The sequence below is a fragment of the Stenotrophomonas sp. NPDC077421 genome, assembly GCF_049545505.1.
GTDB lineage: Bacteria > Pseudomonadota > Gammaproteobacteria > Xanthomonadales > Xanthomonadaceae > Stenotrophomonas > Stenotrophomonas nematodicola.
Map to the genome: position 1 here is coordinate 48,957 of NZ_JBMWDP010000003.1, position 21,768 is coordinate 70,724.

21 protein-coding genes are annotated in these 21,768 nt (G+C 68.1%); 10 read left to right on the forward strand and 11 right to left on the reverse strand.

The window, feature by feature from the left end; all coding sequences use genetic code 11:
• Positions 1 to 174 precede the first annotated feature (174 nt).
• Both ACPEH1_RS02460 and ACPEH1_RS02465 read left to right on the forward strand, forming a co-directional pair.
• Positions 175 to 1,671, forward strand: coding sequence for an aminotransferase class III-fold pyridoxal phosphate-dependent enzyme (locus ACPEH1_RS02460; RefSeq protein ID WP_313242203.1), 1,497 nt, complete (start codon positions 175 to 177; stop codon positions 1,669 to 1,671).
• A gap of 171 nt (positions 1,672 to 1,842) precedes the next feature.
• A complete protein-coding gene (locus ACPEH1_RS02465) occupies positions 1,843 to 2,436 on the forward strand; it encodes a TIGR00730 family Rossman fold protein (protein WP_017356416.1) in 594 nt (197 codons plus the stop codon).
• A 71-nt stretch (positions 2,437 to 2,507) separates the two neighbouring features.
• On the opposite strand, the gene ACPEH1_RS02470 is transcribed toward ACPEH1_RS02465, so the two are convergent.
• The gene (locus tag ACPEH1_RS02470) at positions 2,508 to 5,369 is read right to left on the reverse strand and encodes a bifunctional diguanylate cyclase/phosphodiesterase (protein WP_051008627.1); all 2,862 of its coding nucleotides are present in this window, start codon (positions 5,367 to 5,369) and stop codon (positions 2,508 to 2,510) included.
• 141 nt (positions 5,370 to 5,510) lie between these two features.
• On the opposite strand from ACPEH1_RS02470, the gene ACPEH1_RS02475 reads away from it, so the two are divergent.
• From ACPEH1_RS02475 to ACPEH1_RS02495, 5 genes are all read left to right on the forward strand, one after another.
• Positions 5,511 to 6,134, forward strand: a complete 624-nt coding sequence (locus tag ACPEH1_RS02475; RefSeq protein WP_423715179.1) for an RNA polymerase sigma factor — start codon at positions 5,511 to 5,513, stop codon at positions 6,132 to 6,134.
• Positions 6,131 to 7,060: a hypothetical protein gene (locus ACPEH1_RS02480; protein WP_136005942.1), complete on the forward strand. Its 930-nt coding sequence runs from the start codon at positions 6,131 to 6,133 to the stop codon at positions 7,058 to 7,060. Before ACPEH1_RS02475 ends, ACPEH1_RS02480 begins: the two co-directional genes overlap by 4 nt.
• A 45-nt stretch (positions 7,061 to 7,105) precedes the next feature.
• Positions 7,106 to 7,714 carry an IMPACT family protein gene (locus ACPEH1_RS02485; RefSeq protein ID WP_136005940.1) on the forward strand — a complete coding sequence of 203 codons (609 nt, stop codon included), beginning with the start codon at positions 7,106 to 7,108 and terminating at the stop codon, positions 7,712 to 7,714.
• On the forward strand, positions 7,707 to 9,473 hold the full coding sequence (locus ACPEH1_RS02490; protein ID WP_017357105.1) for an ABC transporter transmembrane domain-containing protein: 1,767 nt from the start codon (positions 7,707 to 7,709) through the stop codon (positions 9,471 to 9,473). Before ACPEH1_RS02485 ends, ACPEH1_RS02490 begins: the two co-directional genes overlap by 8 nt.
• Positions 9,474 to 9,543: 70 nt before the next feature.
• Positions 9,544 to 9,738, forward strand: coding sequence for a hypothetical protein (locus ACPEH1_RS02495; protein ID WP_017357106.1), 195 nt, complete (start codon positions 9,544 to 9,546; stop codon positions 9,736 to 9,738).
• A gap of 124 nt (positions 9,739 to 9,862) precedes the next feature.
• Here ACPEH1_RS02495 and ACPEH1_RS02500 read toward each other — a convergent pair whose 3' ends face one another.
• From ACPEH1_RS02500 to hrcA, 7 genes are all read right to left on the reverse strand, one after another.
• Complete coding sequence (locus ACPEH1_RS02500) at positions 9,863 to 10,966, reverse strand: prephenate dehydrogenase (protein ID WP_423715214.1); 1,104 nt, start codon at positions 10,964 to 10,966, stop codon at positions 9,863 to 9,865.
• 5 nt (positions 10,967 to 10,971) lie between these two features.
• A complete protein-coding gene (gene pdxY / locus ACPEH1_RS02505) occupies positions 10,972 to 11,880 on the reverse strand; it encodes a pyridoxal kinase (protein ID WP_136005936.1) in 909 nt (302 codons plus the stop codon).
• A gap of 102 nt (positions 11,881 to 11,982) precedes the next feature.
• On the reverse strand, positions 11,983 to 12,441 hold the full coding sequence (locus ACPEH1_RS02510) for a hypothetical protein (RefSeq protein WP_423715180.1): 459 nt from the start codon (positions 12,439 to 12,441) through the stop codon (positions 11,983 to 11,985).
• Between the two features lie 92 nt (positions 12,442 to 12,533).
• Positions 12,534 to 13,661 (reverse strand): molecular chaperone DnaJ, encoded by a 1,128-nt coding sequence (dnaJ, locus tag ACPEH1_RS02515; RefSeq protein WP_017357109.1) that lies wholly within the window; start codon positions 13,659 to 13,661, stop codon positions 12,534 to 12,536.
• Between the two features lie 161 nt (positions 13,662 to 13,822).
• Positions 13,823 to 15,757, reverse strand: coding sequence for a molecular chaperone DnaK (dnaK, locus tag ACPEH1_RS02520; RefSeq protein WP_017357110.1), 1,935 nt, complete (start codon positions 15,755 to 15,757; stop codon positions 13,823 to 13,825).
• A 184-nt stretch (positions 15,758 to 15,941) separates the two neighbouring features.
• Positions 15,942 to 16,460, reverse strand: coding sequence for a nucleotide exchange factor GrpE (gene grpE / locus ACPEH1_RS02525; protein WP_017357111.1), 519 nt, complete (start codon positions 16,458 to 16,460; stop codon positions 15,942 to 15,944).
• 82 nt (positions 16,461 to 16,542) lie between these two features.
• Positions 16,543 to 17,610, reverse strand: coding sequence for a heat-inducible transcriptional repressor HrcA (gene hrcA / locus ACPEH1_RS02530; protein WP_017357112.1), 1,068 nt, complete (start codon positions 17,608 to 17,610; stop codon positions 16,543 to 16,545).
• 111 nt (positions 17,611 to 17,721) lie between these two features.
• Here hrcA and recN point away from each other — a divergent pair, with 111 nt between their 5' ends.
• Positions 17,722 to 19,383 carry a DNA repair protein RecN gene (gene recN / locus ACPEH1_RS02535; RefSeq protein ID WP_136005934.1) on the forward strand — a complete coding sequence of 554 codons (1,662 nt, stop codon included), beginning with the start codon at positions 17,722 to 17,724 and terminating at the stop codon, positions 19,381 to 19,383.
• Positions 19,384 to 19,564: 181 nt separating this feature from the next.
• On the opposite strand, the gene fur is transcribed toward recN, so the two are convergent.
• Complete coding sequence (gene fur / locus ACPEH1_RS02540) at positions 19,565 to 19,972, reverse strand: ferric iron uptake transcriptional regulator (protein ID WP_005409235.1); 408 nt, start codon at positions 19,970 to 19,972, stop codon at positions 19,565 to 19,567.
• Positions 19,973 to 20,075: 103 nt separating this feature from the next.
• Here fur and ACPEH1_RS02545 point away from each other — a divergent pair, with 103 nt between their 5' ends.
• Positions 20,076 to 20,471: an outer membrane protein assembly factor BamE gene (locus tag ACPEH1_RS02545; RefSeq protein WP_136005931.1), complete on the forward strand. Its 396-nt coding sequence runs from the start codon at positions 20,076 to 20,078 to the stop codon at positions 20,469 to 20,471.
• Positions 20,472 to 20,489: 18 nt separating this feature from the next.
• Here the strand turns inward: ACPEH1_RS02545 and ACPEH1_RS02550 are convergent, their stop codons facing one another.
• Together ACPEH1_RS02550 and ACPEH1_RS02555 are read right to left on the reverse strand one after the other, a co-directional pair.
• Positions 20,490 to 20,750 (reverse strand): RnfH family protein, encoded by a 261-nt coding sequence (locus ACPEH1_RS02550; protein WP_017356121.1) that lies wholly within the window; start codon positions 20,748 to 20,750, stop codon positions 20,490 to 20,492.
• Positions 20,751 to 20,753: 3 nt separating this feature from the next.
• Complete coding sequence (locus ACPEH1_RS02555) at positions 20,754 to 21,182, reverse strand: type II toxin-antitoxin system RatA family toxin (protein WP_026070781.1); 429 nt, start codon at positions 21,180 to 21,182, stop codon at positions 20,754 to 20,756.
• 61 nt (positions 21,183 to 21,243) lie between these two features.
• On the opposite strand from ACPEH1_RS02555, the gene smpB reads away from it, so the two are divergent.
• The gene (gene smpB / locus ACPEH1_RS02560) at positions 21,244 to 21,747 is read left to right on the forward strand and encodes an SsrA-binding protein SmpB (RefSeq protein ID WP_017356119.1); all 504 of its coding nucleotides are present in this window, start codon (positions 21,244 to 21,246) and stop codon (positions 21,745 to 21,747) included.
• Positions 21,748 to 21,768: the final 21 nt, after the last annotated feature.

The following is a 21,768-nucleotide window of genomic DNA, read 5'->3' on the forward strand; positions in this document are numbered from 1 at the left end:
AACGTCGCGCAAAATGCTGCTATGCAGCAGCGTTTTGCGGGGTTATCGCGCGAAAAGCCGCGTGCTAGCATCGAGTTGGAAGTCTGATGCACGAGCAGGAATGCCCGAAGCGCGCGCGAATAGACGCGCGTTTTGCTTTTCCGCCGTGCCGCCAATCGTTTCAGGAGATCTGCAATGAGCTTCATCGACCGTCTCGCCCCCCTTCGCGCCCAGCCGGGCGCCCGCCTGACCACCGGCCTGGATGACGCCACCCTCGAACGCCTGGCCGCCGGCCACCCGGACCTGGTCGCCGCCATCGACGCCGCCGCCGCCGAGTTCGAGCGCGTGCGCGCCGACCTGGGTGCCCTGCTGCCGCTGGACGAGCGCGCCCAGATCGACGCCATGCAGGACGGCTTCGTCAATTTCTATGCCGATGACGCGGTGACGCCGTACGTGGCCCTGGCCGCCCGCGGCGCCTGGGTGGTCACGCTCAAGGGCGCGGTGCTGTATGACGCTGGCGGCTACGGCATGCTCGGCTTCGGACATACGCCTGCGGCCGTGATGGAGGCCATGTCGGCCCCGCAGGTGATGGCCAACGTGATGACCCCGAGCCTGTCCCAGCAGCGCTTCATCGCCGCGCTGCGCCAGGAGATCGGTCACCGTCGCGGTGGCTGCCCGTACAGCCGTTTCATGTGCCTGAATTCGGGTTCCGAAGCGGTCGGCCTGGCCGCACGCATCGCCGACGTCAACGCCAAGCTGCAGACCGATCCAGGCGCCCGCCACGCCGGGGCCACCATCAAGCGTGTCGTGGTCAAGGGCAGCTTCCACGGCCGCACCGACCGCCCCGGCCTGTACTCGGACTCCAGCCGCAAAACCTACATGCAGCACCTGGCCAGCTATCGTGGCGAGGACTCGGTGATCGCGATCGCGCCCTATGACGAAGACGCGCTCAAGCGGGTGTTCGCCGAGGCCGAACAGAACCACTGGTTCGTCGAAGCGGTGTTCCTGGAGCCGGTGATGGGCGAAGGCGATCCGGGCCGTTCGGTGCCGCCATCGTTCTACGCCCTGGCCCGCGAGCTGACCCGCCAGCACGGCAGCCTGCTGCTGCTCGATTCGATCCAGGCCGGCCTGCGTGCGCATGGCGTGCTGTCGATCGTGGACTACCCCGGTTTCGAGGGGCTGGACGCGCCGGACATGGAGACCTACTCCAAGGCACTCAACGCCGCCCAGTTCCCGCTGTCGGTGCTGGCCGTGACCGACCACGCCGCCCAGCTGTACCGCAAGGGCATCTACGGCAACACCATGACCTCCAACCCGCGTGCGCTGGACGTCGCCTGCGCCACCCTGTCGCTGCTGACGCCGCAGGTGCGTGAGAACATCCGCTTGCGCGGCGAGGAAGCCGTGCGCAAGCTGGAACAACTCAGGAGCGAGCTGGGCGGGCTGATCACCAAGGTGCAGGGCACCGGCCTGCTGTTCTCCTGCGAGCTGGCCCCGCAGTTCAAGTGTTACGGCGCCGGCTCCACCGAAGAGTGGCTGCGCAACCACGGCATCAATGTGATTCACGGCGGCGAGAACTCGCTGCGCTTCACCCCGCACTTCGGCATGGACAGCGACGAGCTGGACCTGCTGGTGGGGCTGGTGGGACGGGCGCTGAAGGAAGGCCCGCGCAGGGAGCAGTCGCAGGCGGCGTAAGCCGGCAGCGGACCTGACCACCCGGTCAGGTCCGGTTTGGCCCCGGCCCGGCGAACGCGCTAAAATCGCCGATCGCATCTGCGGAACGAACCCCGTCACGAGACCGGAACATCGGTCATCGGCGGGGCTTTTTCGTTTCCGCCGCGTCACCTCCGAACACAGGAAGATCCAATGAAGTCGATTTGCGTTTACTGTGGCTCCAACCCCGGCAGCAAGCCGATCTACACCGAGCGCGCCATCGCGCTGGGCGACCGCATCGCCCGCGACGGCCTGCGCCTGGTGTACGGCGGCGGCAACGTCGGCCTGATGGGCACGGTGGCCAACGCCGTGCTGGCTGGCGGCGGTGAGGTCACCGGTGTGATTCCGCAGCAGTTGGCTGACTGGGAAGTGGCCCACCGCGGCCTGACCGAGCTGGAAATCGTCGGTTCGATGCACGAGCGCAAGTCGCGCATGTTCGACCTGTCCGACGCGTTCGTTGCCCTGCCCGGCGGCTTCGGCACGATGGAAGAGATCTTCGAGATGCTCACCTGGCGCCAGCTCGGCATCGGCAACAAGCCGTGCGCCTTCCTGGACGTGGACGGTTTCTACGCCCCGCTGATCGGCATGATCGACCGCATGGTGGAAGAGCGCTTCCTGCATCCCGAGCAGCGCGCCGACCTCTGGTACGGGTCGGACATCGACGCGATGCTGGAGTGGATGCGCGGGTACGAACCGGCGCAGGCCTCCAAGTGGATCGACGAGAAGCGCCGCAACGCCTTGCGGTGATACCGTGGCGCGGGGCGCTGCCCCGCTGGATCTCCGTCGTGCCTGGTGAACGTGCCGGGGAGACCCCGGCGCTACGCCGTTTCCATCGGTGCGGGGCGGCCCAGCAGGTAACCCTGGCCATAGTCGCAGCCGAGTTGCAGCAGCGTGTCGCGCTGGGCGGCGTTCTCGATACCCTCGCCCACCGTTTCGATGCCCAGCGTGCGGGCCAGCGACAGCACGCCCTGGACCAGCGCATAGGTACTCTGGATGTCCTGGCCGTGCAGACCTGCGATGAAACTCTGGTCGATCTTGAGCGTGGAGATCGGGAACCGGTGCAGATAGGACAGCGCTGAAAAGCCGGTCCCGAAATCGTCCAGCTGCACCAGCACACCCCGCTCGCGCAGCGTCTGCAGGATGCGCAGCGTGCGCGGGCCGTCATCGAGCAGCGCCACCTCGGTGATCTCCAGCCGCAACCGGTGCGGGTCGGCGCCGACTGCCTCGATCAGGCCAAACAGACGCGAACTGAAATCGGCCGACCGGAAATGACGCGGCGACACGTTCACCGACAGATAGCCGCGTCCGCCGCGTGCCAGCTGCCCGATCACCTGCTCGTAGAGCAGCCAGTCCGCCTGTTCGATCAGGCCGCTCTCTTCGCCCAGGTCGAGAAACGCGCTCGGCAGCAGCAGACCGCGCCGCTCGTGCTGCCAGCGCAGCAGCGCTTCGTGCCCCACCACCTCCCCGTCGGACAGGCGCACGATCGGCTGGTAATAGGGAAGAAAATCGCGGTTGATGATGGCCCGGCGCAGGTCCGCTTCCAGGTCCAGGCTGCGCAGCGCCTCTTCGCGCATGGCTTCATCGAACACCGCGCAGCGGTCCTTGCCCTGCGCCTTGGCACGGTACATCGCCGCATCGGCGTCGCGCACCAGTTCCTCGCCATTGCGGTAGCGCGGATGCCACATGGCAATGCCGAGGCTGCCGGACGGAAACAGCTCGCGCCCCTTGACCCACATCGACTCTTCCAGCGCCATCAGCATCCGCTGCGCGAACTCCACCGCCGAGGACAACCCGTGACGGCACTGCAGCAGGATCGCAAACTCGTCGCCGCCCAGCCGCGCCACCACGTCCTCGCTGGAGACCATCGAGACGATCCGCTTGGCCACCTCGACCAGCATCTGGTCGCCGGCGGCGTGGCCAATGCTGTCATTGACCAGCTTGAAGCGGTCCAGATCCAGGAACAGCACCGCGAAGGCCGATCCGTCGGGCTGACGCGCCTGGGCGATCGCATCCTCCAGCCGGTCCAGCAGGTGCAGCCGGTTGGGCAGACCGGTCAACGCGTCGTGCATGGCCTGGTGGGTGAGCCGCTGCTCCGCGCGCAGGCGCTCGCCGATCTGGCCCAGCAGTTTTTCGTTCACATCGGCCAGTTCACGGGTGCGCTCCTCCACCCGCAGTTCCAGCTCGGCGTGCGCGTTGCGCAGCCGCTCCTGGTCGCGCTGGCGGGCCAGGCCGTTGCCGATGTTCTGCGCCACGAACGTCAGCAGGCGCTGGTCGTGGGCGGTGAAGCTGACGTCCGGCGAGTAGCTCTGCACCACGATCACGCCGACCACGTCGTCGTCGCTCAGCAACGGCACGCCCAGCCAGCAATGCGAACGCGCACCGAACTCGCGCACCGCGCCGGCCGCGCGCAGTGCATCGATGTTGTCGCGCGTGGCCAGCAGCGGCTGGCGGTTGCGCACGATGTACTCGGTGAGACCCTCGCTGAAGGGGCGCGGTGCGCGGGAGGCGTTGTACTCGTCCACCGAGTAGACGAATTCCAACCCGTCGCCCCCTTCGTTGACCAGCGCAATGTAGAAGTTGCGCGCATCCAGCAGCGTGCCCACCACCCCATGCACCTGGACATAGAACTCGGTCAGGCTGGAGGCGCTCATCGCCATCTCGGAGATGTTGAACAGCGCCAGCTGCAGTTTCTCGGCGCGGCGCCGCTCCACCACTTCGTCCTGCAGGCTGCGGTTGGCGCGCTGCAGTTCCAGCGTGCGCCGCTCCACCTGGCGCTCCAGCTGCACCTGTGCCTGGCGGCGGTCCATCGCGGTCTGGATGTGCTGGGCGACGTAGCCCAGCAGTGCGCGGTCGGCTTCGCCGTAACGCGCGCGGTGTTCATAGCTCTGCACCACGATGGCGCCACACACCCGGCCTTCGCGCAGCATCGGTACGCCCAGCCAGTCCAGGCTTTCCGGCCCCCGATCCGGATCGGGTTCGTCGTTGTCGGCAGCGAGCAGCTCGCGCGACGGACCGCTCAACGGCTGCCCGTGACGCAGCAGCGCGAAGGTCAGGCTGCGCGGCATCTCGTGCTCTTCGTAGCTGCGGTCAGGATCGGCGACAAAGCTGTCCTGCTGGTCGGCGAAGTACAGGAACCGGACCCGGCGCCGCACATCGTCGTACTCGACAATAAAGCAGTTCTGCGCGTACATCAGGGAGTTGAGCACGCTGTGCACGTGACGCAGCATCTCGGACATTTCCAGGTCCGCGCCGGCAAGGTCGGCGATTTCATACAGCGCCTGCTGCAGGCGTTTGGAGATTTCCAGCGAGTGGATCTCGCGGCGCTGTCGGGTCAGCGCAATGGCGTCCTGCACGGCACGCCGCGCCAGCCCCCACCACCCTGCGTCCAGGGGCACCGGCTCCCCTTGGCTCAGCACCCGCATCGCCAGCCGGGTGTCCCCGAACTGCCATCGCTGCAGCTGCCCCGGCGCGGGAAGCGCCGCGTCGAGCAGGTGACCGGCGGTCATCGAGCGATCGAAGGGTTCGGACTGCAGCCCGTCGCCAAGCACCGGGTCGCGCCAGGCCAGATGCAGGCTGCTGCCGACAGGCAGCACCGCGCAGAGGGTGCGCGCCAGATCGGCGGACACCTGCGCGTCACGGTCCGGGTCCACTGAAGGCGTCACTACCTGACTGGACAGCATGTTCGTCTCTACTGGCACCGGATGCCCGGCACCTCCCCTGTCCCCCGAGCATAACGCGGGGACCGGGGGGCAATGGAAGGGTGGCAACCCCGATTGTTGCAGATGGACGTTATTGGAACGTCACCTGGAACCGCTCTCCCCATGCCGCCGGCCACCTCCCTGCCACCGCCACGCTTTGCGGACGCACCCGCACCGCTTACTCTGTGCGCCGTGGACGCCGTGGCCCTGCCAACCGATGAAGCGCTGATGCTGGCCTGGGCCGGCGGGGACCTGCCTGCGTTCGAGGTTCTCTACGGGCGCCATCGTGCCCGGCTGTACAGCTTCCTGCTGCGACAGCTGCGCGACGCCGCGCTCGCCGACGAACTGTTCCAGGACGTCTGGCAGCGGGTGATCGCTGCCCGCACCGGCTGGCAGCCCGAGGCCGCCTTCACCACGTGGCTGTTCCGGATCGCGCACAACCGGCTGAACGATCACTGGCGTGCGGCGCGGCACCGGCCGCCGCCGCCCGGCGATGCCGACGAACGCGTGGCGCGCATGAGCGACAGCCGCACGCCGGAAACCCAGCTGTCCGAGTTCGAGCAGCGCCGTCGCCTGCAACTGGCGATGGAGCAGCTTCCCGCCGACCAGCGCAACGTGCTGCAGCTGCGGCTGGAACAGGAGCTCAGCCTGGAGGAGATCGCCGAGATCACCGGCGTGGGCCGCGAGACCGTCAAGTCGCGGCTGCGCTATGCGATGGACAAGCTGCGCGCGGGGATGAACGCATGAACGACCGCACGCCACTGACACCCGAAGAACGCGAACTGGCCCGCCTGCTGGGACGGTCTGCGCCGACCCCGCCGCCGCCGGCGCTCGACGACGCCGTGCTCGCCGCTGCGCGCGCGGCGGTGCAGGCGCCCCCGGTCGCCCCCGCAGCCGCGGCCGCCCCGCACGCGCCGCCACGGCGTCGGCGCTCGCGCCTGCCGGCCGTGATGGGGATCGCCGCCTCGGTGGTGTTCGCCGTCGGGATCGCCTGGCAACTGCGGCTGCAGGACCCGCCCATACCCGCTCTCGACGTGCCGGCGGCAGATGCCCCGGCTGCGGCACCCGTGGCCGCCGAAGCGGCAGATGTCGCGGCCAGCCCGGCGGCAGCGCCCGCGGCGGCCGAACCGGCGGGCGCCATCACGGCCCCGGCCGCCCCAGTGCCCCAGGCGCGCGTCGCCCCCCCGCCATCACCGGTGGTGGCGGAACCGGCACCGGTCACCCCGCCCAGAATGGCGCCGCCGCCTGCTCCGCCGGCACCGGCCGCAGCGCCGCAGGCCTTCTCGATCGAACCGGCCGACAGCGCCGCCGCCGACACCGCGCCGGCGATGGCACCGCCACCGCCACCGGCGCCGGCCCCCGCGCAGAAGGCCGTGAGCCCGGAGCGCGCCACCGCGCCGCTCGCGGCGCCACGCCCGGCCCCGAGCGCCGCAGGCGTCATGCAGCGCCGTTCGGCGATGGCACCGTCCAGCGAGGCCGTCCTCTCGGCCAGCGCCGTCGATGCCGCGGTGTCCGCCGATGCCAGCCTGCCGCGCAAGCAGTGGCTCAAGCGTATCCGCGAGCGGCGCGATGCCGGTGATCTGGATACCGCGCGCGCCAGCCTGGAGCGCTACCTGCAGCAGTACCCGGAAGTGCGCATCCCGCGCGACCTGCGCCAACTGCTCGACACCTGAGCCGCGTACGCCGCGTCTCGCGGGCAAAGCTCTAGAATGGCGCGGATGCCCGATACGCTTGCCACCGCCGTCAGTCACAGCCTGGAGATCAAGCACAGCCGCTTCATCGCCCATGCCGCCCCCATCACCGACGCCGGCGCGGCGCTGCAGTTCCTGCAGCAGGTGGCCGTGCCCGATGCGACGCACAACTGCTGGGCCTACCGGCATGGCAACGATTACCGCTCCAGCGATGACGGCGAACCGGCCGGGACCGCCGGCAGACCGATCCTGGCGGCGATCGATGGGCAGGGGTTTGATCGCGTCATGGTGGTGGTCATCCGCTGGTACGGCGGCATCAAACTCGGCGCGGGCGGCCTGGTCCGTGCCTACGGCGGCACCGCTGCCGAATGCCTGCGGCTGGCGCCACGGCAACCGCTGATCGCGCTGGCCGAGCTGGACGTGCACGCCCCGTTCGACGATCTGGGCACGCTGCATGCGGCACTGGCCGCCCACCTGGCCGAAAAGCAGGCCGAAACCTTCACCCCGTCGGGCGTATCGCTGCACCTTCGTCTACCGGCCGATCAGGTCGACCCGTTGAAAAACCGGCTGCGCGACGCCACCCGTGATCGTATCCGCGTGGAAACACGCACCGAACCAGGCCAACCGAATGACTGACACCCCTCCCGCGCCCGCCCCGGCGCTGCGCCGCCTTGGCAGCCTGCGCACGCTGTGGCCGTTCGTGCGCCGCCATGCGGGGCTGTTCAGCGCCTGGCTGGTGGCGCTCGCGGTGTCCTCGGTGGCCACGCTGAGCCTGCCGCCGGCAGTCAAGCTGATGATCGATCATGGCTTCAGCGACAACGGCCAGATCAACCGCGCCTTCGCGCTGCTGTTCCTGGTCGCGGTGGTACTGGCCCTGGCCACCGCTGCCCGCTTCTTCTTCGTCTCCCTGCTCGGCGAAAAGGTCGTCGCCGACCTGCGCAGCCGCCTCTATGCCCACCTGATTGCGCTGGGTGCCGGTTTCCACGACCGCAGCCGCAGCGGCGAACTGGTCTCGCGCCTCACGGCCGACAGCGAACTGCTGCGCAGCGTCATCGGCTCGACGATGTCGGTGGCATTGCGCAGCAGCGTCACTGTAGTGGGCAGCCTGGTCATGCTGTTCGTCACCAGCCCGGCACTGGCGGCGTGGACGCTGGTCGGCATTCCGCTGGCCGTGCTGCCGATCATCATCGGCGCGCGTCGTCTGCGCCACATTTCGCGCGCCAGCCAGGACCGCATCGCCGACGCCAACAGCCTCGCCGCCGAGACCCTGGGCGCGGTCCGCACGGTGCAGGCGCATGCACGCGAGCCTTACGAGCGCAGCCGCTTCAACGCGGCGCTGGGCGAATCGATCAAGGCCGCGCGCCGGCGCATTGGCGCTCAGTCCATCGTCACCGCCACCGCCATCGTCCTGGTGTTCGGCGCGATCGTCGGGGTGCTGTGGCTGGGGGCGCACGATGTCATCGACGGCCGCATGAGCGCCGGCACGCTGGGCCAGTTCGTGCTGTATGCGTTGATCGGCGGCGGGTCGGTCGGCGCGCTCGCAGAAGTCTGGAATGAGCTGCAGCGCGCCTCCGGCGGCATGGGCCGGATCGCCGAACTGCTGCAGGAAGACATCGAGATCACCAGCCCCGCCGATCCGCAGCCGCTGCCCCAGCCGCTGCGTGGCGAGATCCGCTTCGACGACGTGGTGTTCCATTATCCGCAGCGCCCGGACACCGCCGCGCTGGATCATTTCGACCTGCACGTGCGCCCGGGCGAGACCGTGGCTCTGGTCGGTCCCTCCGGCGCGGGCAAGAGCACCGTGCTGTCGATGCTGCTGCGCTTCCACGATCCCGCCGCCGGCCGCATCCAGGTCGATGGCGTGGATGTGCGCCAGGTCGATCCGGCCCAGCTGCGCGCGCAGATGGCGCTGGTGCCGCAGCAGCCCACCCTGTTTGCGAGCACCGCACTGGACAACATCCGTTACGGACGACTGGAGGCCAGTGACGAGGAGGTGCAGCGCGCTGCTGCGGCTGCCGAAGCCGACGAGTTCCTGCAGGCCCTTCCGGAGGGCTACATGAGCGAGCTGGGAGAGCGTGGCGCACGCCTGTCCGGCGGGCAGCAGCAGCGCATCGCCATCGCACGCGCCCTGCTCAAGGATGCACCGATCCTGCTGCTCGACGAGGCCACCAGCGCGCTGGACGCGCAGAGCGAACGCGCCGTGCAGCAGGCACTGGAGCGGCTGATGGCCGGCCGCACCACGCTGGTCATCGCGCATCGCCTGGCCACCGTGCTGAAGGCCGACCGCATCGTCGTGATGGACCACGGCAGGATCGTCGCACAGGGCACACATGCGCAGCTGCTGGCCGAAGGTGGCCTGTATGCGGAGCTGGCGAAGCTGCAGTTCATCGATTGACGACACACGCCTAACGCGTCGCGATGCATGGTGCACGGACCCTGGTCCGTGCCGCTGCAGGAGGTGTTCCATGTCGTTCCGACAGTTCCCCGCCACTGACGCCAATGGCGAAAACTACGTCATCATCGAGTTCAGGGAGGAGGCTGCCAGCGACACCGCGTCGTCCGCGCCTGCCACGCGTTACGAGCTGGCCGATGGTCGTCATCTGGTCCGCGACGGCCGCCAGTTCCGCACCTCGGGCGGCGAACTTACCCTGACCACCTGACCGCTGGTCATTTTTTCGCCAGCCATCTTGACACCGTTCTGTCCCAAGGGATGGACGCGGTTATCCACATGGTTGTCCGCAATTCATCCACACCCCCTGTGGATGAATGCGGCAGTGCAGCAGGTCAGCGTGACAGCACCCGACCGATGCCGGACGCGTCGATTTCCGCGGCGGCCTGCTGCAGCGCGCGTGCGTCGCTGCCGGCAACGAATCCCACGCGGAAATGCACGTCGCCGGCCGGCGTGCGCGACGAGTGGATGGAAGCCAGGCTCACCGCGTGGCGCTCGAACACATACAGCAGTTCACGGAGCGAACCGGGGCGATCCTCGGGCAGATGCACGCTGATCGCATTGCGCTCGGTCAGGTCGGCCAGCAGATAGCCCACCCGCTCGAAGGTATAGTTGCCTTCGGCCAGCACGGCCTCGCCCTGGCTGTCACGATTGTCCAGCAGCAGCTGCTGGCGGAACGCCGCCCGCGCATCGTCGTCGCCCTGCCCGACCTGGCTACGCAGCGTCTGCAGGTGCGCAAGCAGGCGGTCAAGCATCGGCGCAACGTGCGGATTGCCGAACTGGATGTCTTCGTAGATGGCCGGGTTCAACGACAGGATGCGCGCGATGATCGCCGTATCCAGCTCGAATGACGCCGACCGGTACGGCATCAGCGCCGGCAGGGGGCCGAGCAGCGGTGCGTACTCGCGCAGCACGCCGGCCTGGGCCAGGTGCGTGGCGTGAACCATTGCCTGCACCAGCGCCATCACCTGGTCGTGGTGCTCGGGCGTGGCGCGCACGCATTCGGCCTCCAGTGCATCGCACAGGCCCTGCACCCACGGCTGCCACTGCGACAGGCGCGCCTCGCAGACCACCATGACGCGGCCTTTCAGGGTCGGCGCCTTCGGCGGCGCGGTCATCGGATGCAGGCCCACCACGTCGGCCTGCGAGGCGAGCATCGCCGCCACCGGCGCGGACTTCACCGACGTGACGTCCAGCCACAGCCGCCCTGCCTCGCGCCCGGCCGAGCGCGCGACGTACTCGCCGATCAACGCCGGGGTATGGCGGATCGGCGCGGAGAAGATCAGCACCTCCGCGCGCGCGACCAGAACCTCGGGGCTGTCCGATCGGGGATCAGCCGGATCGTGTCCCAGTACCTCCAGGCCCATCCGTTGCTGGAGGAACCGCCGCAGCCAGCGCCCGTAGGCTCCGGCACTGCCGACGATGCCAACCACCGGCATCCGGGTCACGCCAGGCGCTCGGGCACGAAGCGCTGCGGCAACGACAGGGCCGCCGGTGCGGCAGCCAGTACGTCGAACTCTTCATGCCCGTTGGCCAGCGTGGTCTCCAACGCCACGTGCACACCGGCGATCGCGCGCGAGATGGCCTGCTCGAAGGCTTCGCCGCGCAGCAGGAAGGCAACCAGCAGCGACATCAGCACGTCGCCGGTGCCGGCCACGTCCACCGGCAGGTGCGGCGAGGTCCAGCGCCAGATCGCATCGCGACTCACCGCCAGCGTCACCAGCTGCCCCGGCTCGCCGCCCACGCTGTGCGCCAGCACCCACTCGGGCCCGCGTGCCAGCAGGGCCTGCGACGCGGCGATGGCTTCGTCCTGGGCCAGGCTCGGCATCCCGGTCAACCGCCCCAGCTCGAACGCATTGGGCGTCACCAGCCACGCGTGCGGCAGCAGGCGCTCGGCGAACACGGTTTCCAGACCAGGCTCCACATACGGACCGGTGTGGGTATCGCCGATCACCGGGTCCAGGCAGTAGCGCAGCTGCGGCGATGCCGGCAGCACCTCGTCCAGCCAGTCGGCGAACGCGGTGCCGTTGCCGACGCTGCCGAAGTAGCCCGAGACCAGCATCCGTGCACGCTGCGGCAACCCGCGCTCGGCGGTGCCCAGCAGCAGGTCCGAGAACCACTCCGAGGGCAGCACGCGGCCACGCGTGGTGGCGTAGAACGGCGCGTTGCTGAGCAGCGTGGTCGGGATCTCCGCCACGCGCACGCCCAGCGCACGCAGCGGCGGTACCGCAGCGCTGTTGCCGGCATGGCCGTAGACGAGCTGGGACTGCACGGAGATGACATCGACCGGCGACGGACCGTCCGGGCGCTGGCGGCGGCCGTGGACCAGGTGGCTTTCGAGGGATTCGTTCATGGGATCGGCACGGTGGGGGGCTCTATGGCCATTATCCCCCAACCGCTATGCCGCATCCTGCCCGTCTACGCAGCCGGATCTGCCCGTTCCGGGATGTGGGGGTCACGCTGCAGCAGGAACTCCCAGGTATCGTTGAAGACCAGTGGGTTCCTTGCGCCCCTGGCGAAGCGGATTGACGTCCGCATAGGTGTCGGTGTGTTCAACCCGCGCCACACCGTCCCCCACCGCCAGCCGCGTCAGGCGCTCCGTCATCCCATCCAGGCGAAGGGACGACACAGGATGGTCGGGACCCATCGAGTACGTCCATCGCGTACCAGGCGCCAACTGCAGAGGACGCTTGATCGTCCCATCGATCGCATCCAGCCTGCATGCCTCCAACGGCGCGGCGGACACCGCGCCTGTAGCGAGGGAGGCAGTCACCACGGCCACCGGCCATGCGCGGCGTACAGCGCAAAACAGGGATCGAACAGCGGCGTGGACGTTGCGGGCAAGCGTGTTCATCGCGGCATGGTAGTAATCGCTGCAGGCACAGTCACCCACGCCTGTCGCGATCAACTCCAAAGGCAGACGACCTGCACCGGACCGCGACGGGAACAAAAAAAAAGCCCCCTGTCTCCAGGGGGCCTTCGGTACAAGGCAGGAACCAACGCCGCTTATGACGTCATCCGATCCCAGAACCCCTTCACACCATCGATGAACGTGGCCGACTTCGGCGAGTGCTTGCGCGCTTCTTCGCCGGTGAAGGTGGTTTCAAACTGCTCCAGCAGCTTGCGCTGCTCGGTGGTGAGGTTGACCGGGGTCTCCACCACCACGCGGCAATACAGATCGCCTTCGCTGCGGCTGCGCACCGACCGTACACCCTTGCCGCGCAGGCGGAACAGCTTGCCGGTCTGGGTTTCGGCCGGAATGCGGATCTCGGCGTACCCGCCCAGCGTGGCTACGCGCACAGTGTCGCCGAGCGCCGCCTGCGAGATGCGGATCGGCACTTCGCAGTGCAGGTCGTCGCCATCGCGCTGGAAGATCGCGTGCTCGCGCACCCGCACTTCCACATACAGATCGCCCGCCGGCGTACCGGCCGGACCGGCCTCGCCTTCGCCGGACAGGCGGATGCGGTCACCGGTATCGACGCCCGCAGGCACCTTCACCGACAACACCTTGTCTTCCTCGACACGGCCGTTGCCGTGGCAGGTCTTGCAGGGATTGGGAATGATCTGGCCACGGCCACCGCAGTTGTGGCAGGCCTGCTGCATGGCAAAGATGCCGCGCTGCACGCGCACCTGGCCGCGCCCCTGGCAGACGGTGCAGGTGTCCACCTTGCCGTCTTCCGAGCCGTTGCCGTGGCAGTCACCGCATTCGGCCAGGGTCGGAATCTCGATGCGGCGCTCCACGCCCATCACCGCTTCTTCCAGGTCCAGCTCCATCACGTAGCCGATGTCGGCACCGCGACGGGCCTGGCGCGGACCACCGCCACCGCCGCCGAAGATGTTGCCGAAAATGTCGCCGAAAATGTCGTTCATGTCCGGGCCGCCCGGACCGCCGCCACCGCCCATGCCATGCTCGAACGCGGCGTGGCCGTGGGCGTCGTACATGCGGCGCTTGTTGGCGTCGGACAGGACTTCGTAGGCTTCCTTGCATTCCTTGAAGGATGCTTCGGCAGCCGCATCACCCGGATTGCGGTCCGGGTGGAACTTCATCGCGCAACGGCGATAGGACTTCTTCAGCTCTTCTTCGCTGGCGGTGCGGGACACGCCCAGCACTTCGTAGTAATCGCGCTTGCTCATAACTTGGATCGGGTTCCGGAAGTCGGGATTCGTCAACGCGCAAGAGCGGAACCAGGTCCGCTCTTGCGTCGGGCGCCCCGACAGGCCGGGATACGGCTGTCAGGACCTGGGGGAAACGACAACGGGACGCTGCCTGCGCAACGTCCCGCGTCTTGTCCGGATCAGGACTTCTTGTCGTCCTTGACTTCGGTGAACTCGGCGTCGACCACGTCGTCATGCGCGCCGTTGGTGTTGCCGGCACCGGCATCGGCACCCGCAGCGGCACCGCCCTGCTCGGCGGCGGCCGCCGCGGCGAACAGCGACTGGCCGGCCTCTTCCAGCACCTTCGACTTGGCTTCGATCTGCGCCTTGTCGTCGCCCTTCATCGCCGTTTCCAGGTCGGACAGGGCCGACTCGACCTTGCCGATCACATCACCACCGACCTTGCTGCCGTGCTCGTTGATCGCAGTACGGGTACCGTGGATCAGCGCGTCGGCCTGGTTGCGGGCCTGGACCAGCTCGTGGAACTTCTTGTCTTCCTCGCGGTTGGCTTCCGCGTCGGCGACCATGCGCGCGATCTCGTCCTCGGACAGACCCGAACCGGCCTTGATCTCGACCTTCTGTTCCTTGTTGGTCTTCTTGTCCTTGGCCGACACGTGCAGGATGCCGTTGGCGTCGATGTCGAAGGACACTTCCACCTGCGGCATGCCGCGCGGGGCCGGCTCGATGCCGGACAGGTCGAACTTGGCCAGCGACTTGTTGAAGCGGGCCTGTTCGCGCTCACCCTGCAGCACGTGCACGGTCACGGCCGACTGGTTGTCCTCGGCGGTGGAGAACACCTGCGAGGCCTTGGTCGGGATGGTGGTGTTCTTCTCGATGATCTTGGTGAACACGCCACCCATCGTCTCGATGCCCAGCGACAGCGGGGTCACGTCCAGCAGCAGCACGTCCTTGACGTCGCCGCCGAGCACGCCACCCTGGATGGCCGCACCCAGTGCCACGGCTTCGTCCGGGTTGACGTCCTTGCGCGGTTCCTTGCCGAAGAACTCGGTCACGGCCTGCTGCACCTTCGGCATGCGGGTCTGGCCGCCGACCAGGATCACTTCGCTGATGTCGCTCGAGCGCAGGCCGGCGTCATTCAGCGCCACGCGGCACGGTTCGATCGACTTCTTGATCAGCTCTTCCACCAGCGCTTCCAGCTTGGCGCGGGTCAGCTTGATGTTCAGGTGCTTCGGACCCGAGGCGTCGGCGGTGACGTACGGCAGGTTCACTTCGGTCTGCTGCGCGCTGGACAGTTCGATCTTGGCGCGCTCGGCGGCGTCCTTCAGGCGCTGCAGGGCCAGCGGATCCTTGCGCAGGTCGATGCCCTGGTCCTTGTTGAACTCGTCGACGAGGTACTCGATGACACGGTTGTCGAAGTCTTCGCCGCCCAGGAAGGTGTCGCCGTTGGTGGCCAGCACTTCGAACTGCTTTTCACCGTCGACGTTGGCGATTTCGATCACCGACACGTCGAAGGTGCCGCCGCCCAGGTCGTACACCACGATCTTGCGATCCTTGTTGTCGCCCTTGTCCAGGCCATAGGCCAGTGCGGCCGCGGTCGGCTCGTTGATGATGCGCTTGACGTCCAGACCGGCAATGCGGCCGGCGTCCTTGGTCGCCTGGCGCTGGCTGTCGTTGAAGTAGGCCGGCACGGTGATCACCGCTTCGGTCACGGTCTCGCCCAGGAAGGCTTCGGCCGTCTTCTTCATCTTCTCCAGCACGCGGGCGGAGATTTCCTGCGGCGCCATCTTCTTGGCGTCGCTGGTCTGCACCCAGGCGTCGCCGTTGTCGTGGGCCAGGATGCCGTAGGGCACGTGCGCGATGTCCTTCTGGACTTCAGCGTCGGTGAACTTGCGGCCGATCAGGCGCTTGACGGCGTAGAAGGTGTTCTTCGGGTTGGTGACGGCCTGGCGCTTGGCCGAGGCGCCCACCAGCACTTCGCCGTCCTTGGTGTAGGCGACGATGGAAGGCGTGGTGCGGTCACCCTCCGCATTCTCGATGACGCGGGCCTTGCCGCCGTCCATGATCGCCACACACGAGTTGGTGGTGCCGAGGTCGATACCAATGATCTTGCCCATGAGGGAGACTCCTGAAAGTTCTGGGAACATCCGGCTGCTGCCGGGTTATGAATGGGATGTGTGGGACGCCGGGAAGACTTTCAAGCCATCCACCGAACACAGTGTCCGATGGCTGCCAAACGCGTTCAGCGTCCGGTGATGGGGCCGGGCGGAACCGGCCCCGTCCGCCGGGGAGCGCCCGGCGTCACGCGTCGCGTGCGACCACGACGAGGGCCGGGCGCAGCAGGCGATCATTGAGCTGATAGCCCTTCTGGAACACCTGGACCACGCTGCCGGGTGCCGCACCGGGCGCGTCGACCTGGCTGATCGCCTGGTGGTGGTCCGGGTTGAACGGCTGGCCGGTCGGGTCCAGCAGGGTCAGGCCGTTGTCCGCGGCGACCTTGAGCAGCTGCTTGTACGTCAGCTCCAGGCCTTCGCGCAGCGGGCTGGGGTCGGTGCCGGCGGCTGCCAGGCCAGCGTCGAGGCTGTCGAACACCGGCAGCAGCTCGCCCAGCAGCTTCTCATTGGCGAAGCGGCGCGCCTGCTCGACGTCGCGGGCCACGCGCTTGCGCTGGTTGTCCAGGTCGGCGCGCTCGCGCAGCGACTCGGCCTTCAGCAGCGCCAGCTCGTTGTGCAGGCTCTCGACCTGCTGCTGCAGCGCATCGGCCGGGGCCTGCTCGCCGGTCGACGTCTGGGATGCGATATCTGACTGATCTTGGTTCATTTCCGTTTCCCTGGCGGTGACTCCCCGCCTCCACCCACCCCTATGTGGGCGCGCCGACCGGTTTCAAGAGCTGAACCGTCGATCAGGCCCGCTCACGGGACAATCCGCCCGGTCCACCCGGTTCCAACGCCGCCCCCAGCACCTCGGCCGTAGCCTGCACCAGCGGAATCATGCGGTCGTAGGCCATCCGCTTGGGGCCGATCACCCCCAGCACGCCCAGCACCCGGCCACCGGCCGAGTACGGGGCGGTCACCAGCGAGACGCTCTCCAGCGGCATCACGCCGGTCTCCTCGCCGATGAAGATGCGCACGCCCGGGGCCTGGATGGTGCGCTCCAGCAGCTGCAGGATCTCGCGCTTGCTGGCGAACACGTCGAACAGCTCGCGCAGGCGCTCCAGGTCCGACAGGTCCTGCACCCCCATCAGCCGGGTCTGTCCGGCCAGCACCATGTCATCGGCCGGCGGCACCAGCGCCTGCTCGGCCAGCTCGATGCTGTGCGCCAGCAGCTGCTCCATCTCCGACTGCGCGTCGCGCAGCTCCAGCAGCAGCCGCGCGCGGATCTCCGACAGCGGCCGGCCCGCGCACTGCGCATTGAGGTAATTGGCCACCTGCTCCAGCTCGCCCGGCTCCCAGCTGCGGCGCGGCTCGATCACCCGGTTCTGCACCTCGTTGTCGGCGAACACCAGGATCGCCAGCACCCGGCGCGCGTCCAGCGCCACGAAATCGATGTGGCGGAACGCGAACTGCTCCCGGCGCGGCGCACTCACCACGCCCACGAAATGGCTCATCGCCGACAACAGCTCCGAGGCGCTGCCCAGCAGTGCCTGGGTGCCGGTACCGGTGGCCAGTTCGCTGCGCAGGCGGGTCAGTTCGCCCTCGCCTGGCGGTTGCATCTTGACCAGGCTGTCCACGAACACCCGGTAGCCGTTCGCGGTCGGCACCCGGCCTGCCGAGGTGTGCGGCGAACTGAGCAGGCCCAGGTCTTCCAGATCGGCCAGGATGTTGCGGATGGTGGCCGGGCTGACATCCAGCCCCGCATGCCGCGCCAGGGTCTGCGACCCCACCGGCTCGCCATCCTGGATATGGCGCGCGATCAGCGTCCGCAGCAGATGGCGGGCACGGGGCGCAAGATGGGGAGAGGAAGGGTGCATGGAATCAGCCTGTGAGACGCCCCCTTAGATAATGGCTGGACCCGGCGTTGGCAAGTCATTGGAGCCGCCCCTCGCCCATGCTAGCTTTGCGCGGCTCACGAACCTCAGACCATGCTTAGACATCTATCGATCAAGGATTTTGCAGTCGTCCGCGCTACCGAACTCGAATTCGGGCCGGGCATGACCGTGGTCAGCGGCGAAACCGGCGCGGGCAAGTCGCTGATGGTGGACGCGCTGGGCTTCCTGTCCGGGCTGCGCGCCGACAGCGGCGTGGTCCGCCACGGCGCCGCCCGCGCCGAGCTGTCGGCCGAATTCGCCCCGCCGGCCGATGCGCCGGCGCGGCAGTGGCTGCGCGACAACGAGCTCGACGACGAGGACCAGTGCCAGCTGCGCCGGATCATCCGTGCCGACGGCGGCTCGCGGGCCTGGATCAACGGCCGGCCGGTCACCCTGTCACAGCTCACCGAACTGGCCGCCACCCTGGTGGAGATCCACGGCCAGCACGAACAGCAGGCCCTGCTGTCGCGGCCCTCGCAGCTGGCCCTGCTGGATGCCTACGCCCGCAACGAGGCCGAACGCAGCCAGGTCCGCCAGGCGGCGGCCCGCTGGCAGGCACTGGTGGACGAGGCCGAGGCCCTGTCCAAACAGGGAGACGTGAGCGACCGCATCGGATTCCTTGAACACCAGCTGGGCGAACTGCAGCGCGAAGACCTGGACCCCGCCTCGATCGTGGCGCTGGGCAGCAGCCATCGCCGGCAGGCGCACGCCAGCGCGCTGATAAGCGCCTGCGATGTGGCCGCCGGCCGCCTCAACGGCGACGACGACGTGTCCGTCCTGCAGTTGCTGCAGCAGACCCGGCATGATCTCGCCCGGGTGGCCGAACACGACACCCGCCTGGGCGAGGTGGACGCGCTGCTGGACAGCGCGTCCATCCAGCTGCATGAAGCCCTGTCGCTGCTGGACCGGGTCCATGACGACCTCGACGCCGATCCGGAGCAGTTCGAGGACATCGAACGCCGGCTGGGCCGCCTGCACGATCTGGCGCGCAAGCATCGGGTGCCGATGGAAGCCCTGGGCGAACACCGTGACGCACTGGACGCCGAGGTCGAACAGCTGCGGGGCGCGGACGAGCGCCTGCAAGCCCTGGCAGGCGAGATCCAGCGCGCGAGCGGGCAATGGCAGGCCGTGGCGGCCGCGCTCAGCGCCAGCCGCCAGCAGGCCGCAGCCGCCCTGTCGCAGACCACCACCGACCTGATCGGCGAGCTGGGCATGGGCGGGGGCCAGTTCCTGATCGACATCGAGCCCCAGGCCGTGGCCAAGCCGGATCCCAACGGCGCCGAGCGCGTCGAGTTCCTGGTCGCGGCCAATGCCGGCCAGCCTCCCCGCGCCCTGCGCAAGGTCGCCTCCGGCGGCGAACTGTCCCGGATCTCGCTGGCGATCGAGGTGGCTGCCCTGGGCCTGGACGCGGTGCCGACGATGGTCTTCGACGAAGTGGATTCGGGCATCGGCGGCGCCGTGGCCGACATCGTGGGGCAGAAGCTGCGCGCCTTGGGCGAAAAGCGCCAGGTGCTGTGCGTGACCCATCTGCCGCAGGTGGCCTCCAAAGGCCATGCCCATTACCGGGTCAGCAAGGCACCGGTGGACGGCATGACCCAGAGCGCGGTCGAGAAGCTGGATACCCGGGCGCGCGAGGAAGAGCTGGCGCGCATGCTGGGCGGGGTGGAAGTCACCAAGGAAGCCCGCGCCGCGGCGCGGAAACTGTTGCAGGCCTGACCGGCCCTGACAACCGGCAGGCGACGACCCCCGGTCGTCGCTGCGTTGCACCCCGACCGACGGCATGACCACCGTAACGGCCGCCGACGGTCGGGCGGCCGGCAAGCGGCGTTGGGAACGCCTGCGCCGTGCCTTGCGGGAGCTACTTGCGGGAGCTACCCGCGTAACAGCCGTCTGGCGGTTACTTGCGCTTCTTGCGCACGTAGAGCACCAGCGAGTGCTCTTCCAGCTCGTAACCGTGGTCGGCCGCGATCTTGCGCTGCAGCTCCTCGATCTCGTGGCTTTCGAACTCGATGATCTTGCCGCTGTCCACGTCGACCATATGGTCGTGGTGGCCGCCGCGATCAAGTTCATAGACGGCCTGGCCGCCCTCGAAATTGTGCTTCAGGACCAGGCCGGCGGCCTCGAACTGGGTCAGCACCCGGTACACCGTCGCCAGGCCGATCTCGTCGCCGTGCTCGAGCAGCTGGCGGTAGATGTCCTCGGCGGTCATGTGGTGCTGGGCGTTGCGCTGCTCAAGCAGGGCAAGGATCCGCATCCGCGGATGGGTCACCTTCAGGCCGACTTTGCGCAGGTCGTGGGTTTCCATAATTCTCCGTTCATTGGCGATTTAGCGCCAGCTGCCTCGGATTGGGTCGCGGCGACACGTCGGGAGTGTATCATCGACTCGATTTCCCCAAACGCCATTCCCGATGCGCAATCTCCTGCTGGTCGCCGCCGTTGCCCTGTCCACCACGGGCTGCGGCATCATCTATAAGCAACCCATCTATCAGGGCAACCTGATCCGGGAGCAGGCCGTCGGTCAGCTGCAGGTGGGTCAGAGCAAGCAGCAGGTCAATGCCCTGCTCGGCACTCCCTCCATTCCCGACCCGTTCCACGCCCAGCGCTGGGACTACACCGCCAGCCAGCGCATCAACCGGCTGGGCAACACTGAAGTGAAGAACTTCACGGTGTTCTTCGAGAACGACCTGGTGACCCGCTGGGAGGGCGACTACTTCCCGAACCAGGACGCCGAACTCGCCCGCACCAGCATCCGCCAGTTCGGCCGCAACCTGGCCAAGGACAAGAAGAAGCAGCGCGGCCGCTGAGGCCCCGCGGCACGGCAATCAGCGGCCGGCGCCCGCGCGCCGGCGGCGGTTGTCCTTGGGGTCGGCCAGCAGGGGGCGCAGCAGCTCGACCCGGTCGCCGTCGTGCAGCACCTGCGTGACGGTCGCCAGCAGGCCATGCACGGCCACCGCCGGGCACTGCGCACTGCCCTCGATCGCCGCCCCCTGGATCGCATCGCCGACGGTGGCCCCTTCGCACAGGGACAGCGCGCGGACCTCGGCACGGTCCGGCCAGGCCAGCACCACCTCCACCCGGATCATCGTTCAGTCCTGCTCGTCGGCGACACGAACGAAATCATTGACCATGCGGTCTGCCAGGCCCTGGAAGCCCAGCGCGAGCGCCGGCCCGAGCAGGCGGGAGTTCGGTTCGAACTCCAGCGTGAGGGTCACCTTGCAGGCATCCTCGGCAAGTGCATGGAATTCCCAGCGCCCATGCAGGCGCTTGAACGGACCATCGCGCAGCTGCATGTCGATGCTGCACGGTCGCTGCAACGCGTTCTCGGTCATGAACCAGGTCGAGAACGAACCCAGACCCAGGTCCAGGCGCGCCACCAGGCGATCGGGAGCGGATTCCAGGATCTGCGAGGCCGAGCACCAGCGGAAGCGGCGCGGATAGGCGTCAATATCATTGACCAGGTCGAACATACGGGCAGCCGAATGTTCGACCAGGGCACTACGGCGGATAGTTGGCATGCGGCGGTACTGGTGTGCTGATGAATCGACCGGGGAGGCCCGAATCGGAGACAATACGGACATGAGCAAGAACAGCGGCAAGGATAAAGCAAAGAACGCGACGGCCAACAAAACCATCGCGCTCAACAAGCGTGCCCGCCACGAGTACCACATCGAGGACCGTTTCGAAGCCGGCCTGGCCCTGCAGGGCTGGGAGGTCAAGTCGATCCGTGCCGGGCGCGGCAACATCATCGATGCCTACGCCTACGTGCGTGACGGCGAAATCTACCTGATCGGTGCGCAGATCACCCCGTTGATCCAGGCCTCCACCCACGTGGTGGCCAACGACCGGCGCGAGCGCAAGCTGCTTCTGCACCGCAGCGAGATCGACAAGCTGATCGGCAAGGTCCAGCGCGACGGCTACACCATCGTGCCCACCGCGATGTACTGGAGCAAGAACAAGATCAAGCTGGAAATCGCCCTGGCCAAGGGCAAGCAGACCCACGACAAGCGCGATGCCGAAAAGGACCGCGACTGGGCCCGCGAAAAGTCGCGCACCATGCGCCGCCACAACCGCGACGCCTGACCCCGCCGGCGCCGCCCTGTT